The organism is Sphingobium sp. TB-6, assembly GCF_012927365.1.
Taxonomy (GTDB): Bacteria; Pseudomonadota; Alphaproteobacteria; order Sphingomonadales; family Sphingomonadaceae; genus Sphingobium.
Map to the genome: position 1 here is coordinate 62,632 of NZ_JABBGL010000008.1, position 16,460 is coordinate 79,091.

Annotated in this window: 17 protein-coding genes and 3 tRNA genes; 7 read left to right on the forward strand and 13 right to left on the reverse strand. The window is 63.1% G+C overall.

Annotated features, from left to right (window positions below; translation table 11 throughout):
- Nucleotides 1-52: 52 nt before the first annotated feature.
- The 3 genes from HHL26_RS12800 to HHL26_RS12810 form a co-directional block, all read right to left on the reverse strand.
- Nucleotides 53-129: transfer RNA gene (locus tag HHL26_RS12800), tRNA-Asp, on the reverse strand.
- Between the two features lie 82 nt (nt 130-211).
- Nucleotides 212-288 (reverse strand) — tRNA-Asp (locus tag HHL26_RS12805).
- 41 nt (nt 289-329) lie between these two features.
- Complete coding sequence (locus HHL26_RS12810) at nt 330-1,484, reverse strand: AI-2E family transporter (protein WP_066555717.1); 1,155 nt, start codon at nt 1,482-1,484, stop codon at nt 330-332.
- Nucleotides 1,485-1,670: 186 nt separating this feature from the next.
- On the opposite strand from HHL26_RS12810, the gene HHL26_RS12815 reads away from it, so the two are divergent.
- Complete coding sequence (locus tag HHL26_RS12815; protein ID WP_066555716.1) at nt 1,671-2,150, forward strand: hypothetical protein; 480 nt, start codon at nt 1,671-1,673, stop codon at nt 2,148-2,150.
- A gap of 213 nt (nt 2,151-2,363) precedes the next feature.
- Here HHL26_RS12815 and HHL26_RS12820 read toward each other — a convergent pair whose 3' ends face one another.
- The 4 genes from HHL26_RS12820 to thyA form a co-directional block, all read right to left on the reverse strand.
- Nucleotides 2,364-3,635, reverse strand: a complete 1,272-nt coding sequence (locus HHL26_RS12820) for a dihydrolipoamide acetyltransferase family protein (protein WP_066555714.1) — start codon at nt 3,633-3,635, stop codon at nt 2,364-2,366.
- A gap of 9 nt (nt 3,636-3,644) precedes the next feature.
- On the reverse strand, nt 3,645-4,649 hold the full coding sequence (locus HHL26_RS12825) for an alpha-ketoacid dehydrogenase subunit beta (RefSeq protein WP_066561502.1): 1,005 nt from the start codon (nt 4,647-4,649) through the stop codon (nt 3,645-3,647).
- A gap of 38 nt (nt 4,650-4,687) precedes the next feature.
- Nucleotides 4,688-5,995 carry a 3-methyl-2-oxobutanoate dehydrogenase (2-methylpropanoyl-transferring) subunit alpha gene (locus HHL26_RS12830; protein WP_066555712.1) on the reverse strand — a complete coding sequence of 436 codons (1,308 nt, stop codon included), beginning with the start codon at nt 5,993-5,995 and terminating at the stop codon, nt 4,688-4,690.
- A 110-nt stretch (nt 5,996-6,105) separates the two neighbouring features.
- Entirely contained in the window at nt 6,106-7,053 is a 948-nt protein-coding gene (gene thyA, locus HHL26_RS12835) for a thymidylate synthase (RefSeq protein WP_277349395.1), read from the reverse strand.
- A gap of 181 nt (nt 7,054-7,234) precedes the next feature.
- Between thyA and HHL26_RS12840 the strand changes: the two genes are divergently transcribed.
- The 3 genes from HHL26_RS12840 (at nt 7,235) to HHL26_RS12850 (ending at nt 8,262) form a co-directional block, all read left to right on the forward strand.
- Nucleotides 7,235-7,528: a JAB domain-containing protein gene (locus HHL26_RS12840; RefSeq protein ID WP_066555710.1), complete on the forward strand. Its 294-nt coding sequence runs from the start codon at nt 7,235-7,237 to the stop codon at nt 7,526-7,528.
- 104 nt (nt 7,529-7,632) lie between these two features.
- Nucleotides 7,633-7,709 (forward strand) — tRNA-Pro (locus HHL26_RS12845).
- Between the two features lie 58 nt (nt 7,710-7,767).
- Nucleotides 7,768-8,262 carry an Lrp/AsnC family transcriptional regulator gene (locus HHL26_RS12850; RefSeq protein ID WP_066555709.1) on the forward strand — a complete coding sequence of 165 codons (495 nt, stop codon included), beginning with the start codon at nt 7,768-7,770 and terminating at the stop codon, nt 8,260-8,262.
- Between the two features lie 83 nt (nt 8,263-8,345).
- Here the strand turns inward: HHL26_RS12850 and purB are convergent, their stop codons facing one another.
- Nucleotides 8,346-9,659, reverse strand: coding sequence for an adenylosuccinate lyase (purB, locus tag HHL26_RS12855; RefSeq protein ID WP_066555707.1), 1,314 nt, complete (start codon nt 9,657-9,659; stop codon nt 8,346-8,348).
- 255 nt (nt 9,660-9,914) lie between these two features.
- Here purB and HHL26_RS12860 point away from each other — a divergent pair, with 255 nt between their 5' ends.
- Nucleotides 9,915-10,298 (forward strand): EF-hand domain-containing protein, encoded by a 384-nt coding sequence (locus HHL26_RS12860; RefSeq protein ID WP_066555703.1) that lies wholly within the window; start codon nt 9,915-9,917, stop codon nt 10,296-10,298.
- A gap of 104 nt (nt 10,299-10,402) precedes the next feature.
- On the opposite strand, the gene HHL26_RS12865 is transcribed toward HHL26_RS12860, so the two are convergent.
- The 3 genes from HHL26_RS12865 to HHL26_RS12875 all read right to left on the reverse strand — a co-directional run bounded on the left by HHL26_RS12865 (nt 10,403) and on the right by HHL26_RS12875 (nt 14,071).
- The gene (locus tag HHL26_RS12865; protein ID WP_066555701.1) at nt 10,403-10,594 is read right to left on the reverse strand and encodes a hypothetical protein; all 192 of its coding nucleotides are present in this window, start codon (nt 10,592-10,594) and stop codon (nt 10,403-10,405) included.
- Between the two features lie 117 nt (nt 10,595-10,711).
- Nucleotides 10,712-13,201, reverse strand: a complete 2,490-nt coding sequence (gene ligD / locus HHL26_RS12870) for a DNA ligase D (RefSeq protein WP_066555699.1) — start codon at nt 13,199-13,201, stop codon at nt 10,712-10,714.
- 3 nt (nt 13,202-13,204) lie between these two features.
- Nucleotides 13,205-14,071: a Ku protein gene (locus HHL26_RS12875; RefSeq protein ID WP_066555696.1), complete on the reverse strand. Its 867-nt coding sequence runs from the start codon at nt 14,069-14,071 to the stop codon at nt 13,205-13,207.
- Nucleotides 14,072-14,260: 189 nt separating this feature from the next.
- On the opposite strand from HHL26_RS12875, the gene HHL26_RS12880 reads away from it, so the two are divergent.
- Both HHL26_RS12880 and pyrF read left to right on the forward strand, forming a co-directional pair.
- Entirely contained in the window at nt 14,261-14,587 is a 327-nt protein-coding gene (locus HHL26_RS12880) for a lipopolysaccharide assembly protein LapA domain-containing protein (protein WP_066555694.1), read from the forward strand.
- A complete protein-coding gene (gene pyrF / locus HHL26_RS12885) occupies nt 14,584-15,258 on the forward strand; it encodes an orotidine-5'-phosphate decarboxylase (RefSeq protein ID WP_066555692.1) in 675 nt (224 codons plus the stop codon). Before HHL26_RS12880 ends, pyrF begins: the two co-directional genes overlap by 4 nt.
- On the opposite strand, the gene HHL26_RS12890 is transcribed toward pyrF, so the two are convergent.
- Nucleotides 15,255-15,683, reverse strand: a complete 429-nt coding sequence (locus HHL26_RS12890) for a thioesterase family protein (protein ID WP_087573158.1) — start codon at nt 15,681-15,683, stop codon at nt 15,255-15,257. The two genes, pyrF and HHL26_RS12890, sit on opposite strands and share 4 nt — an antisense overlap.
- Nucleotides 15,684-15,777: 94 nt before the next feature.
- Entirely contained in the window at nt 15,778-16,431 is a 654-nt protein-coding gene (locus tag HHL26_RS12895; protein ID WP_066561499.1) for a porin family protein, read from the reverse strand.
- Nucleotides 16,432-16,460 lie beyond the last annotated feature (29 nt).

The window sequence follows — 16,460 nt, forward strand, 5'->3', positions numbered from 1 at the left end:
GCATGACGAAAATGGGGAAAGCTGGCTCCAGCCAAACTCGATCCGAAGAGAATGGCGCGAGTGACGGGGCTCGAACCCGCGACCTCCGGCGTGACAGGCCGGCGCTCTAACCAACTGAGCTACACCCGCGCAGGGCGGCATCTTGGCGCGGCCTCATGAAGCCACCAGACGATGCTGATCTGAAAAACCATCCACTTGCCCCTAAGGAAAGTGGCGCGAGTGACGGGGCTCGAACCCGCGACCTCCGGCGTGACAGGCCGGCGCTCTAACCAACTGAGCTACACCCGCGTTCGGTGTGGGCGGGCATCTATGCGGCCCCGTTCCCCCTGTCAACTGCCTGCAACATCAGTTTCACGGCTTTCGTCATTTTCTTTGCGCGGGGACACTGTCAGCGTGCCGCGCTCGAACAGGAAACCGGCAATATCGGGCGTTCCGGCCGCCGAAACGACGGTCTGGATGATGATCAGAAGCGGCACGCCCAACAAAGCCCCCGGCGTCCCCCACACCCAGCCCCAGAAGGTCAGCGACACCAGAATCAGCAGCGGATTCATGGTGAGCCGCCGCCCGAGAATCGTCGGCGTCACGAAATTGGCCTCCACCAGATGAAAGCCGATCTGGAGCGCGGCGGGCAACAGCGCCTTCCACACATCGTCGAACACCATCAGGCCGCCGAGCGCCAGCAGCACAGCGACCAGCATCGGCCCGAAATAGGGCACGAAATTCAGCAGCGCGACGATCCCGCCCCACATCAGCGGCGACGGCATGCCGATCAGCCAAAGCGCAAAGGCGACCGCCAGCCCCAGGCACAGATTGATCGTCGCGATGGTCAGCACATAGGCGGAGGTCGCATCCACGACATTCTGGATCACCCGCGCCACCGCCATGGCGCCGTCGAAACTCTCCCGGCTGTTGATCGTCCGCCGCCGCAGCTTCGTCCAACCGGCCAGGAAAAAATAGATGATGAGCATCGCGAACACCATCTGGATGATGGCCGAAGGCGCAGAGGTCGCGGCAAATTGCAGCAGCGACCGGGGTGCATCCACTGCCGCCGTCTGCGCCGCCGCCACCGGCCCGGTCGCCAGCATCCGCACCGTTTCATCCACGAAGCGCTGAAGCTGCGAATAAAAGTCGATCAGCGGCGCCAGATTATTCTGAATCTTGGGCAGGCGCTCAGGCAAGAGGCGAAACCAGTCCGCCGCCGGCACGATGATCAGCACCAAGGCCGTATTCGCCACAATGAGGAAGGCTATTACCGCCGTCAGCGCCGCAAGGGCCGATGGCACCCGCCGCCGCTCCATCCACTCCAGAAAGGGCACCAGCGCGATCGCGATCACCAGCGCGGCGGTCAGCGGCAGAAAAAACTCCGCCCCCTCGCGCAAGGCGAAGGGCATGGCCAGGACCAGCCCGATTCCCGTCGTCAGCGCGATCGACGCCAACAGCCGGTCCCGCCGTCTGTTGATCTCCTGCTGTTCCTGAGGTGTCACCCGTGAAATATCCCCGCGCCGCCGTCCTTATGTCACCGGCGGCCCCAGCCCCTCTATTTAGGCCCGTCCATTTGCGCCCGTCAATTTACATCAGCGAAACAGGCAGATAGCAAGGGAAACAAGGTTTTAACCAAATCTTCGGCACTTGGCTGCCACATTCGGCCCACAAAGAGACGGGGGATTGGCATGAAATCGGTGGGGTGGCTCATCGCTTTGGCCTGTATCGGCGCGCCGCAAATGGCCCAGAGCCGACAGGATATCCGGCAGGGAATCAGGCTGGACACGCAAATGTTCGTCGAGCGGGTGAGCACCGACATCAACGGCCGCGCCCGCCGCATCCTGCAAAGCGCCGACCGTGCCGGATCAGGCGACCAACTGATATTGGTGGTCAACTGGCGCAACGAAGGCAGCCGTCCCGTCCGCAACCTGGCCGTCACCAACGCCGTTCCACGCGGCGCCCAGCTCGACCTTAGCAATCCCGCGATGCAGGTTTCGGTCGACGGCGGCGCCCATTGGGGCCGCCTCACCGATTTCTGGCTGCCGACCGCGCTGGGCGGCACCCGCCGCGCTATCCCCGCCGACATCACCCATGTCCGCTGGACCGTGCCCGACGAGATCACGCCCGGCGAGAGCGGCCGCCTCAGCTACCGCGCCACGGTTCGTTAAGGCATGCAGGAATTTGGCCGGAATTGGCCAATGCAAGCCATTAAGTGATACGTGTTCCTGCGAAGGCAGGAACCCAGTTCCGCCGCTTGTGGATCATCGCACCATAAGAACTGGGCTCCTGCCTTCGCAGGAGCACGATGCGCTTCAAGAAAAGCATTACGAAGCAGACCGTCCGCTTCCCACCCAAAGCGTGCCTAAACCAATTCCAATATCCTAGTCCGCAAACAGCAGGACCGGCGTTTCCAGCAGCTTCCGCACCGCCTGAACGAAGCTCGCCGCGTCCCAACCATCCACCACGCGATGGTCGCAACTGATCGACAGATTCATGAGCTTGGCGGGCACCACTTCCTTGCCCCGGAACACCGGCCGCTCGATGATGCGATTGGGTCCGATGATCGCGACTTCCGGCCGGTTGATGACCGGCGTCGTCGCCACCCCGCCCAGCGGCCCCAGCGATGTCAGCGTCAGCGTAGAGCCGGACAACTCCTCCGACTTCGCCTTGCCCGTCCGCGCCGCGTCGGCCAGCCGCCTGATCTCCGCCGCAAGCTGCCAGACATTGCGGTCCTGCGCGTCCCGGATCACCGGCACCATCAGCCCCGCATCGGTCTGCGTCGCAATGCCCATATGCACGGAGCCATAGCGCGTGACCACGCCCGCCTCATCGTCATAGCGAGCGTTGAGCATCGGAAATTCCGGCAACGCCCGGCAAATCGCCGCGATCAGCAGCGGCAGCATGGTGAGCTTGGGCCGCTCCCCACGATTGGCGTTCAACTGCTCGCGGGTTTCCTCCAGCGCGGTGACGTCGATTTCCTCGACATAGGAGAAATGCGGGATGGCTCGCTTGGAGGCGGCCATATTCTCGGCAATGCGACGGCGCAGGCCGATGACCTTGACCTCCTCATCGGCGCGCTTGGTCGACCGCCCCGCAGGCCGATAGCCCTGCCCCGAACCATAGAGCAGGAAGGCGTCGAGGTCGGAATGCCGGATATGATCGCCGCTCGGCTTCACCTGGCTCAGATCGATCCCCAATTCCTTCGCCCGAGCCCGAACGGCGGGGGAAGCGAGAACTTCCGTCTTAATAGCCCCCTTCTCCATCGGGGAGGGCGTCGGCACTGTCGGCTTTGCTTCTGTAATAACAGGAGCGGGTTCGCTTGACTCGTCGCCCTTCCCCGATCCCTCCACATTGGGTAGGGGTGCTGGCGCGGGAGCCGCTTCCTCGGCCTTGGAAGAAGCCTCACCCTCCCCCTCCGTCTCAATCTCCACCAGCATCGACCCGATGGCGATCTGCTGCCCCGGCTCGCCCGCCAGCCGGACCACCGTGCCCGCGACCGGACTTTCCATCTCCACCGTCGCCTTGTCGGTCATCATGTCGGCTATCGGCTGGTCTTCCTCGACGCGGTCACCGACCTTCACATGCCAGCCGACGATCTCCGCTTCCGCGATGCCCTCACCGATGTCCGGCAACTTGAATGTAAAAAGCGCCATGACAGCCCCTCAATCCTTCAAAATCTTGTTGATGGCTTCGCGAATGCGCACCGGCCCCGGAAAATAAGCCCATTCCAGACTATGCGGATAAGGCGTGTCGAAGCCGGTCACGCGCTCGATCGGCGCTTCGAGATGGTAGAAGCAGCGCTCCTGCACCTGCGCCATCAATTCCGCGCCAAAGCCGCTGGTCCGCGTCGCCTCATGCACGATCAGGCAGCGCCCGGTCTTGCGCACCGACTGTTCGATCGCCTCAATGTCCAACGGCACCAGCGTCCGCAGATCGAGGATTTCCGCATCCACGCCCATTTCGGCCACGGTGTTCTCCACCACATGCACCATCGTACCATAGCAGAGCACGGTCAGCGCCTCGCCCGCCCGCGTCACCCGCGCTTCGCCCAGCGGCACGCGATAATAGCCGGTCGGCACCTGAGCCTGCTCATGCCCCGCCCAGCTCTTCGCGGGCGTATCATAATGCCCGTCGAACGGCCCGTTATAGATGCGCTTGGGTTCGAAGAAGATGGTGGGATCATTATCCTCGATCGCCGCGATCAGCAGCCCCTTGGCATCATAGGGCGTCGAGGGGATGACCGTCTTCACCCCCGACACATGGGTGAAAATGCCCTCGGGCGACTGGCTGTGCGTCTGCCCGCCGAAAATCCCGCCGCCAAAGGGCGACCGCACGGTCATGGGCGAGATGAACTCCCCCGCCGAGCGATAGCGCAACCGAGCCGCCTCCGACACCAACTGGTCCAGCGCCGGATAGATATAGTCGGCAAACTGGATCTCCGGCACCGGCCGCAGCCCATAGGCGCCCATGCCCACCGCCACGCCGATGATCCCGCACTCCGTGATCGGCGTGTCGAACACCCGGTGATTGCCATATTTCTGCTGCAACCCCGCCGTCGCGCGGAAGACGCCGCCGAAATAGCCGACATCCTCGCCCATCACGACCACATCCGGGTCACGGCCCATCATCACGTCCAGCGCGCTATTGATCGCCTGGATCATGTTCATCTGCACGATTTCGCTGCGTGCCTCCGTCACGGTGTCGCTCACAGCCCAGCCGCCTTCCATTCGTCCAGCATCTTCTGCTGCTGCTCTTTAAGGTGCCAGGGCATCTCTTCGAACACATCCTCGAACATCGATTCCATCGGATGGTGGAGGCCATGGCCAAGGATGCCGTTCTTCTCGGCTTCCCGCGCCGCGTCGCGGACCATTTCGGCCAGCTCCTTGTCCATCGCCGCGTGGCGTTCCTCGTCCCAGATGCCAAGGCCGATGCAATGCTTCTTCAAGCGCGCGATCGGATCGCCCAACGGCCAATGGCTCGCTTCATCGGCGGAGCGATAGGCGCTGGGATCGTCCGACGTGCTGTGCCCCTCAACCCGATAGGTGAAATGCTCGATCAGCGTCGGCCCGGCATTAGCCCGCGCCCGGTCGGCAGCCCAGCGCGTCGCGGCATAGACCGCCAGCGCATCATTGCCATCGACCCGCAGCCCCGCGATCCCATAGCCGATGGCCCGCGCCGCGAAGGTCGTCGCTTCCGCTCCCGCAAAGCCCGAAAAGCTGCTGATAGCCCACTGGTTATTCACGACGTTCATGATGACGGGCGCCCGATAGACGCTGGCGAAAGTACAGGCCGAATGGAAGTCGCCCTCCGCCGTCGATCCCTCGCCGCACCAGGTCGCCGCGATCCGCGTATCCCCCCGCGCTGCGCTGGCCATCGCCCAGCCCACCGCCTGCGGATATTGCGTCGTCAAGTTGCCGGAGATCGAGAAGAATCCCGCCTCCCGCGCCGAATACATGATCGGGAGCTGGCGCCCCTTCAATCGGTCGCCCTTGTTCGAATAGATCTGGTTCATCATGTCGATGATCGGCCAGCCCCGCGCGATCAATATGCCCTGCTGGCGATAGCTGGGGAAGCACATGTCGTCGCTCGCCAAAGCCAGCGCCGCGCCGATCGACACCGCCTCCTCGCCCGTCGACTTCATATAGAAGCTGGTCTTGCCCTGGCGCTGCGCCCGGAACATGCGTCCATCGAAAGCCCGCGTCAGCGCCATCGCACGCAGCATCTTCAGCAGCGTCTCGGCGGGCAGCTTCGGATCCCAGGGGCCGACCGCCGCACCATTTTCATCGAGCACCCGCACCAGCCCATAGGCCAGTTCCCGCATCTCGCCCGGCTGTGCGACCTCATCAGGCCGCGCCTGAGCGCCCGCTGGCGGAATGTCGAAATCGCTGAAATCGGCGGTGTCGCCCGGCCGGAATTTCGGTTCCGGCACATGCAGACGGAGCGGAGGCAGATTGCGCCCCGATCCAAGCGCCGCCCCATCCCTTCCAGCGTCCGAATCGATCCGGTCGCTCATCCTGCCTCCTCTTGTGCATTGCAATAATATTGCTCTGTGCAATTATTATATTACAACGCCCGCAAAGGCAAGCCTTACTGACCCATTTCGTCGCAGATCGGTCCTCGCCGCTAGACGGCGACCGGCGCGGCGATGTGCCTTTGCGGTGCGTAATCAATCACCTCGAAATCTTCGATCCGATAATCGAAAATGGATGAAGGCCGCCGATTGATCCGCAATTTGGGTGCGCCGGATGGATTTCGGCTGATCTGTTCCTCCACCAGCTCGGCATGGTTGAGGTAGAGATGCACGTCCCCGCCCTGCCAGACGACCTCACCCGGCTCCAGATCGCATTGCTGCGCCAACATCCGCGTGATCATCGACAGACCGAAGATATTGAAGGCGAAGCCCAGCCCCAGGTCGCAGCTCCGCTGGAACAGCAGCCCATTGAGCCGCCCATCCGCTACCTGGAACTGATAGGTCATATGGCAGGGCGGCAGCGCCATGCGCGACACCTCATCCACATTCCAGCCTGTGAACAGCAGCCGCCGCGACCCCGGATTGGATCGAATCCCCTCGACCAGATCGGCTATCTGGTTGTGCCCCTGCGCCGCCCGCCGGTAGAGGCCATCCCCCACCTCCTCATAGCGCGGCCAGTTCACCCACTGCGCGCCATAGACCGGCCCCAGATCGCCCCAGCGCGCCGCGAACGCGGCATCCTCGACGATCCGCGCTTCGAAGGCATCGCGATCGATCTGCTCGCCCGTCGCGCGCCGATAGGCATCCAGCGGCCAATCGGTCCAGATATGCACGCCCTGCCGCACCAGCTCGCGAATATTGGTGTCGCCGGTCAGGAACCACAGCATCTCCCGCGCCGCGACCTTCCAATAGACGCGCTTGGTGGTCAGCAGCGGCACTGCGTCATCCGCCAGAGGGAATCGCATCGTCGCGCCCAGAACAGACCGCGTTCCCACGCCGGTCCGGTCGATCCGTTCACCGCCATGCAGCCAGATCCGCCGCATCAGGTCCAGATATTGCTGCTCATAATGCGGCTCGGACAAGGAAGGCAGGCTGGTCAAAGCGGGCACTCTCATGATTTCTGGCATAGCTTTAGCCATGATTCTGACGATAGCATCGTCATGTAGCCCAGCCGACCGCCCGCGCCAAATGCTGCGAAACGGATCGGATTATGCGCCGCTCTCTCCAAAAGGGACCAGCCTTCCCCTACCGTAAATGCGTCACACGAGCATCCTGTGACGAATGCGCGATCCCGCTTCCCTCAATCTGCTCATCCTCGATGACGAATGGCGCCCGCTCCACCGGCTGCGCGCGGACCAGGACTGGCGCCGTACCGTGGATACGCTGCTCCAATGGGACAGCCACTGGTTGGCCATCGAACAGCAGCGCCCCGACAGCCCCCTTCCCCACTGGACGGACATCCGCCTGACGCGAACCCTGTCGAAACGCCTTCGCCCCATGGAAATCGGGCTGGCGGATCATGTGATTCACGGCGGCCAGAGCCGTTTCAGCTTCCGCGAGGCGGGGCTTTTATGAGCCGCCCAAAAAAAACGCCTTCCGCCGCTTGCCAGCCGGAAAAGCCGCCTCTATAGGCTGCGACCTGCCCAGCGGGACCGCCTCGAAACGGACCTGCTATCGGTCGGGGAGTAGCTCAGCCTGGTAGAGCACTGTCTTCGGGAGGCAGGGGCCGGAGGTTCGAATCCTCTCTCCCCGACCATTATACTTGTCGGAAATCCTAAGCTATTTCACGGCATCCTGCTTCCATGGCAAAATCCATGAAAAATCCGACATCCACGGTCGAAATGGACGAATTCGATCGCAAGATCATCGCCGCCCTGATCGAGGATGGCCGCATGACCGTCACCGATCTCGCCCAGACGGTGGGCCTTTCCAAGACCCCTTGTCAGGTCCGCCTGCGCCGGCTGATCGAAACGGGCGTGATCCGCGGATTTCGCGCCATCGTCGATCCGGCGAAGCTTGGCATGGATCATGTCGCCTTTGCCGAGGTGAAACTGTCCGACACGCGGGAAAAGGCGCTCGATGAGTTCAACGCCGCCGTCCGCCGCATTCCCGAAGTCGAGGAATGCCATATGATCGCCAGCAGCTTCGACTATCTGCTGAAGGTCAGGACGGCCGACATCCGCCGCTATCGCGCGGTGCTGGGGGAGAAGATCTCCAGCCTGCCACATGTCGCCAGCACCTCCACCTATGTCGCGATGGAAACCGTGCTGGACGCCAGCGGCCATCCCCGGAGCAAGAGCCGCACCTGACTCGGGGCGGAAGCATATAGAGGGGGAGGATTAAAAGGGCGCGTTCCCGCGCCCTTTCAGCGTGTCCTTATCTCACCCTGATCCTATTCCCCGAACACCCGGCGGAAGATCGTATCGACCTGACGGAAGTGGTAATCGAGGTTGAACTTCTCCTCGATCTGCTCAGCGGTCAGCGCCGCCGCCACATCCAGATCGGCCTTCAGCAATTCCATCAGCGAAAGCTGGCCATCCGATTCCCACACCTTCATCGCATTGCGCTGGACATAGCGGTAGCTGTCCTCCCGCGACACGCCCGCCTGGGTCAGCGCCAGCAGCACGCGCTGCGAGTGCACGAGGCCACCCATCTTGTCGAGATTCTTCATCATCCGCTCAGGATAGACGAGCAGCTTGTCGATGACGCCGGTCAGGCGGCCCAGCGCGAAATCGAGCGTGATGGTCGCATCCGGCCCGATATAGCGTTCGACCGACGAGTGGCTGATGTCGCGCTCATGCCACAGAGCGACATTCTCCATCGCTGGCAGGGCATAGCTGCGCACCATGCGGGCCAGACCGGTGAGATTCTCGGTCAGCACCGGATTGCGCTTGTGCGGCATGGCCGAGCTGCCCTTCTGGCCGGGCGAGAAATATTCCTCAGCCTCCAATACCTCGGTGCGCTGGAGGTGACGAACCTCGACGGCGAGGCGCTCGATGGACGAGGCGATGACGCCCAGCGTCGCGAAGAACATGGCGTGACGGTCACGCGGGATGACCTGCGTGGAAACCGGTTCGATGGCGAGGCCCAGCTTCTCCGCGACATGCTCCTCGACGCGGGGGTCGATATTGGCGAAGGTGCCGACCGCGCCGGAAATAGCGCAGGTGGCGACTTCCTCACGCGCAGCGACCAGACGGGCGCGACAGCGGCTGAACTCGGCATAGGCTTCGGCCATTTTCAGGCCGAAGGTCACCGGCTCGGCATGGATGCCATGGCTGCGGCCGATGGTCGGGGTCAGCTTATGCTCATAGGCGCGGCGCTTGACGACCTCCAGCAGCTTGTCGAGATCATCGATCAGGATATCGGCGGCGCGGGTGAGCTGCACGGCAAGGCAGGTGTCCAGCACGTCGCTCGACGTCATGCCCTGATGCATGAAGCGGGCTTCGTCGCCCACCTGTTCGGCCACCCAGGTCAGGAAAGCGATCACGTCATGCTTGGTGACGGCCTCGATCGCGTCGATGGCGGGCACGTCGATGGCGGGGTTGGTCGCCCACCAGTCCCACAGCGCCTTGGCGGCGGACTCGGGCACCACGCCCAGCTCACCCAGCTTTTCGGTCGCATGCGCCTCTATCTCGAACCAGATTTTGAAGCGGGCTTCCGGTTCCCAGAGGGCGGTCATTTGCGGGCGGGCGTAACGGGGGACCATCGGGCGAATCCTGCGTGCATGAGTTGAAAGTCGCTGCGCCGCCTAGCAGCACCGCCTTTCCGGGGCAAATCGGACAGCCAAGGAACGCGGAGCGACGCGCTTTTCCGTGCTTCGTCCCATTAATCGCAGCATCAGGCGGCGAATCGAGCCGAATCGGCAGGTGAATGGAGCATCGTGAATAAAAGTTCAGGAACTCCATGTTTTATTTGGCTATTGTGACATGCGAAATTCGGACGGCCAGACCTGGAGCATAGGATGATCCGCGCATTTCTTTTGGCGAGTGCCTTTTTCGTAGCGACGCCCGCGCTGGCGCAGGCCGGTGCCGTGCCGCAGGAGGCCGCGCCCGCGCAGCAGGGCAATCAGGCGCAGCCCGCCACATCCGGCGATGCGGTCGCCTCGATCGTGGACACGGAATTTCCGGCCTATGACCAGAATCATGACGGCCAGCTCGACAAGTCCGAATTTTCGCGCTGGATGGTGGCGCTCAAGGATCAGGAACTGAAGGCCACCGGAAAATCGCTTGCGCCAGCCGAGGTCACGGCCTGGGCCGATGGCGCTTTCGTCACGGCCGATGCGGACAAGAGCACGAGCATCAGCAAGCCGGAACTGATCGCCTATCTGAGCGGCGGCGCCGGATAGGAGAAATTCCCCGTCCCGAGGCGGGGGTAGAGCCCAAAACGGGTCGCATCATGAGGCGGTATGGAGCGAAGGCCATGCCGCCTCTTTTTTGCGCCGTAGGGAAGTCAGCCGCGCTTCTTGTTCGCGTAGAGCAAAGCCGCGACGATCGCGGCGGAGCCGATGCCGACGGCGGTGCCCATCCAGACGGCCTTGCCCGCCGACTTGCGCGCGGCGGTGGCCATATCGGTCTTGTCGGCGGTGGAGGAGACGGGGGTTGCGGCGCCGCTTTCGGGCGCTTCTTCGATCGGCTTCGTCATGGTGATTCCCGATATGCAACAAAGCATGATCGCAGAAAAGGCGGATGCGGCGAAAATATTGGATCTAAAAAATCCTCCCTGCGCGCAGCATGGGCTGAATCCCCACGCGCCCGCGCCCTAATGCGCTGGCAGGGGCTGATGCGCTTCACCCCAGCCGCGAAGGTCGCGCGAAGAGGCCCGCTCCAGCAATATGGCGGCATCCTTCACCGTGAAATGCGCGGCGCTGTCGATATCGTCCAACTCCTCCCAACTGACCGGCGCGGCGACGGAGGCCTTTTCGCGGGCTCGCACAACATAGGGCAGCACGGCCGTCGCGCCGCGCTGGTTGCGCAGCCAGTCGATGAAGATGCGGCCTTTGCGCTTCGCCTTGCTCATGGTCGCCGTGAAGCGATCCGCTTCCGAAGCGGCCAGCGCGCGGGCAAAACGGTCGGCAAAATCCTTGACCTGCGGCCATTTCGCCTGCGGCGTCAGCGGCACGACGACATGAATGCCCTTGCCGCCCGAGAGCATGGCAAAGCTGGTGAGCCCCAAATCCTCCAGTGCCCGCCGGATATCGCGAGCGGCCTTTTTGACATCCCCGAAATCCAGCCCTTCATCCGGATCGAGATCGAAGATCATGCGGTCGGGCCGCTCGACATCCGCGACGCTGGAACCCCAGCCGTGAAATTCGATCGCCCCCATCTGAACGCAGGCAAGAAGTCCGTCGCTATCTTCTACATAGAGATAATCTTCCTCATTCCCCGCTTTCTCGCGGATCGCGACATGCTTCACATGATCACCGAAACTGCCGCTGTCATGTTTCTGGAAGAAGCATTTCTTCGCCCGCCCCTGCGGACAGCGGACCAGGCTGATCGGACGGTGCGCGATCCAGGGCAGCATTGCCGCACCCATGGCGGCATAATAGTCGGCAAGCTCGCCCTTGGTGACCTTCGCCTCCGGAAAGATCAGGCGGTCGGGATGGCTGATCGTGACATCACTGCGGGTTTCGGGCGTCGGCATGGCTTTCTCGCGTTGAACATCGCTGGCCGCCTTGTCCTCGCGCAAGCCGAGGAAGCTGGCATGGCGGACGATATTCTCCGCCGTGAACTCGGCAAAGGCGATTTCAGCGACCAGATCGGGGCGGACCCATTGCGCGCCACGGCTTTCGCTGCGGGGCACAGCCAGCGCGGCGGTCTTGCGCCCCCGCCTGCGCAGGGCAGCGATCAGCCCTTCGCTATTGGCGGCGTTGAAGCCCGTGCCGACCTTGCCCGCATAGACCAGTCCTTCCCCTTCCCGCTGCCCGAGCAGCAAGTTGCGGATGGCGCGCCCGCTGGCGCTGCTGGGCGTCCAGCCGATGATGACGAATTCCTGGCGGCGGGTGCATTTGACCTTGAGCCAGTTCTTCGTGCGGGCGCCGCGATAGGAAGCGTCGGCGCGCTTGGAGACTATCCCCTCCTGCCCTGCCCCGCACATGGCCTGGAACAGCCTTTCCCCTGCGCCGACGACATGATCTCCGACATGGACATGCGCCGAGCCGTCCCCCAGCAAAGCGGCCAGCTTTTCCTTGCGCGCGATATTGGGCAGCGAGGTCAAATCCTGTCCGTCGAGCTGGAGCAGGTCGAAGGCGAAAAGGTGGAGCGCCGCCTTGGCCTCCCCCTTCAACATCTGCTGAAGGGTAGAGAAGTCCGGGTTTCCGTCGCTGTCGAGCGCGACGATCTCCCCGTCGATCAATGCAGCGGGAAGATCCATGGCCGCGACTTCGCCCGCAAGAGCCGCGAAACGCTCCGTCCAGTCGAGACCTGTGCGGGTGAAGATCTTGACCTTCTCCCCCGCCACGGAGAGCATGCAGCGATAGCCGTCATATTTGATCTCATGCATCCAGCCATTGCCAGTGGGAACGGCATCGACCAACGTCGCGAGTTGCGGCGGCTGGAAAGCGGGCGCGGGGCGCGTCCTGGCCTTGTCTGGCGGCTTGACCGGGGTTGCGCGAACGGCTTGTTTCATCGCCGCGTCAAAGGCTTTTCCCTTCTTGCCCTTCAGGGATATGGCCGGCGCGTCGGTCGCGATTTCGCCCATGGTCCGGCCGCTCCTGATGCTCGTCAGTTCGCGGGCGGTCAGGTCTTCCGCGCTGCCGGCATAGCCATCCTCGATCTTGCGCAGCAGCCAATTCTCCCCTTTCTCCCTGCCGCGGGGTTTCAGCCGGATCAGCAGCCATTCGCCGCGCATCCTCTGCCCATGCAGGATGAAGTGGAGATGGCCCTTCTCCAGATCATGCACGCTCTTGCCGGGGACGGGTTCCCACGTCCCTTCGTCCCAGAGCATCACGGTGCCGCCGCCATATTCGCCCTTGGGAATCGTGCCTTCGAACGTCGCATAGGACAGCGGATGATCCTCCGTGCGGACGGCGAGGCGCTTGTCTTCCGGATCGAGGCTGGGACAGCGAGTCACTGCCCAACTCTTGAGGACTCCATCCATTTCCAGGCGAAAGTCGTAATGCAGGCGGGTCGCGTCATGCTTCTGCACGATGAAGCTGTTGCCGTGGCTGCGGCCGCGCTTGCCCGACGGCTCCTTCGTGCGGGTGAAATCGCGCTTGCGGTTATAGGTGCTGAGCGGGTCGACCTCAGCCATGGATCAGGCCCGTTTGCGGGTAGTCGGCTTGGCGGGCGCCTTCCGCGCTGAGGTCTTGGCGGCGGGCGTTTTGGGGGGAGCGCCTGTATCGACCGATTTCTTGAGCGCCGCCATCAGATCGATCACATTGCTGCCGCGCCGGGCCGGAGCCTCTTCCGCGTCCTCGATGATGCGGCGGCCCTTCGACTTTTTCTTCTTCTCGATCAGCCGTTCCAGCGCATCGACATAGCGGTCGTGGAAGCTGTCGGGCTTGAAGGGCGCGGTCTTCTTCTCGATCAGCGTTTCGGCCAGGTCGAGCAATTCGGCGTCCGGCTTCACATCTTCAATGTCGCGAAAATAGCCTTGGGCGCGGTTGACCTCATCGGCATAGCGCAGCGTTTCGAGCACCATGCCCCGGCCGCAGGGCTTTAGCGACACGATATATTCGCGGCCCCGCATGGCGAGCTGGCCAAGGCCCACCTTCCTCGTCCGCCGCAGCGCTTCCCGCAGGACGATGAAGGCTTCCTCCGCCAGATCGTCGGCGGGGACGACATAATAGGGCCGCTCATAATAGAGGACGTCGATCTCGGCCGCATCGACGAACTGGGTGAGTTCGAGCGTCTTCTTGCTCTCCAGCTTCACCGCCTCGATCTCGTCGGGTTGCAGCAGGACATAGTCGCCCTTCGACACCTCATAGCCCTTGACGATGTCCTCGGGTTTGACCGGCCCCAGGCCGGGGACTGTCTTTTCGTAGCGGACCCGCTTGCCGCTGGGCTGATGGATCTGGTGAAAGGCGATCTGCGCACCGGATTTGGTGGCGGCGTAGATCTCCACGGGGATGGACACCAGCGCCAGACGGATCTGGCCCTGCCAATATGCGCGCGCGGCCATGGCGTGCTGCCTCCTTTGCCAGGACGAAATGCGCGGGGTGCGGCGCGGGTTCCGAAGAGCGGCGGCGGAGACGGCGCGGGCAGGAAAAAGGCGCCTTTCCGCGCATCGCGGCCGGTACATCCGACGAAGCGCTTCCGAAGCGCGATAAAATCGCCTAAGCTGCATCGTTCAGCAGCTATAGGAGCGTTGATGCAATTTCTGCGGACTGCCTTCTGGGTCGTCATCGCCGTCGCCCTGGCGTTATTCTGCGTGGCAAACTATACTCGCGTGGAAGTCAATCTGTGGGGCGACCTGGTCATGGAAACCAAGCTCCCAGTCCTGTTGATCGGCGCCTATCTGTTGGGGGCGCTGCCTTTCTGGATCATGGCGCGGGCCACGCGCTGGCGAATGAAGCGCAAGCTGGAAAGCACCGAAAGAGCGCTGGTCGCCGCCACCGCAGCCCCTTCCCCCGCCGTCCCCGCCGCCGTCAATCCGGCGGCTTCGGCCCCTTCCCTCTCCGTTACAGGACAAGCATGACCAGCCCGATCTACGTCGCCATCGATACGCCCGACCTGCGCAAGGCTCAGGAACTTGCGCAGCAGGTGCGCCATCATGTGGGCGGATTGAAGCTGGGCCTGGAATTTTTCTGCGCCCATGGCCATCATGGCGTGCATGAGATGATGAAGTTCGGCCTGCCGATCTTCCTGGACCTGAAATTGCACGACATCCCCAATACCGTGGCCAAGGCGGTGCAGGCGCTGCATATGCTGGAACCGGCTATCCTGACCGTCCATGCGGCGGGCGGGCGCGCAATGCTGGAGGATGCCAAGGCGGCGGCGGGCATCAATACAAAGGTCGTCGCGGTGACGGTGCTGACCAGCCTGGACAATGGCGACCTGCTCGACATCGGCGTGGGCGGCCGGGCTGAGGATCAGGTGGCGCGTCTGGCCGATCTGGCGCGCAGCGCGGGGCTGGACGGGATCGTCTGTTCCGGCGAGGAAGTCGGGCTGGCGAAGAAGGCTTGGGGCGACGGCTTCTTCGTGGTGCCGGGAGTCCGCCCCGCCGGTGGCGCGATGGGCGATCAGAAGCGGGCAGTGACGCCGCGTGAGGCACTGGATCGGGGCGCCTCGATCCTGGTGGTCGGGCGGCCGATCAGCCTGGCGGAGAAGCCGGATATTGCCGCTCGCGAAATCGAGGCGACGCTCTAGATTTTGCCGTTGCGACCGTTTTCCTGATCGGCCGCAAAGAAATGCTGGATGACTTCGCGCGCCAGGCGCGCGGGGCGCAGCGTGTCGGCATCCAGGCAGCACCAGCTCGACTTGACCTCCGCCAGAACCTCTTCGCCCCGGCGGATGATCGTTTCGTAAAAGGCTCGCGCACCCTGCACCTTTTCAAGCAGGACGGTCGCGATCACGTCGTCCTCCAGAAAGGTCGGCTTGCGATAGGTGATCTCATGCTTGAGCGCGACCCAGAGATGGCGCGTAACCACCTCCGTCGGAGCGAGTGCGCGCCAATGGTCCAGCACCGCCGCCTGCACCCATTTCAAATAGCTGGCATTGTTGACATGACCCATGAAGTCGATGTCATCCGGCTTGATGCCGACAGAATAAAGATGGGGAATCGCGTCGCGCACGGCGACCGTCATAGCAGGTCCGCAGTGGCGCCGACAGGGCTGCGCGCCATGGCGTGAGGTGAAGGGGCCGGAGCGACCCGGCCCCTCCCTTCCGTCAGAAGCGCCAGCCGAGGCTGGCCACGACCTGATGACGATCGGTGTCGATGCCGAATTCGTCGCTGGTCGCGCCGTTGGCGAAGTCGATATGCGCATCCTCATATTTGGAATAGCGATATTCGAGCTTGGCGAAGGTGTTGGCGTTGATGGCCCGCTCCACGCCCGCGCCGATGCGCCAGCCGTCCAGCTTGAAATTGGTGCTGGTTTCCTGATTGGTGTCGCCAGCCAGCACGTCGAGCTTCGTATTGGTATAGCCGCCCTTCACATAGACCAGCGTGTTGGGGCTGGCGAGGATGCCCGCCCGCGCGCCGATGTAAAGATCGCGGCCCTGCTTGACCCGGCCGAAGCCGAACTGGTCGGTGAAGTCGGTCCGGCTGCTCTTTGAGGTGGAGTCGGTATATTCCCCCTCCACGCCGACGACGGCGCTGCCAAGGTTCACGTCATAACCGGCACCGACGCCGTAGAGCAGGCCGTCAATCGACTGATCGTTGCGATTATTGTCATTGTCGACGCTGCTGCCTGCGCCGGTATGATCATAGCCCAATATCGCTTCGACGCGCGGACCAGTGAATGTCGGGGCGGCTTCCTGCGCCAGAGCGGGGCTTGCGACCGCTGCGCCGGTCAGGAGGGTTGCGGCCAGGATCTTACGCATATTCGGATACTCCATTCTTCTTCTCGTCC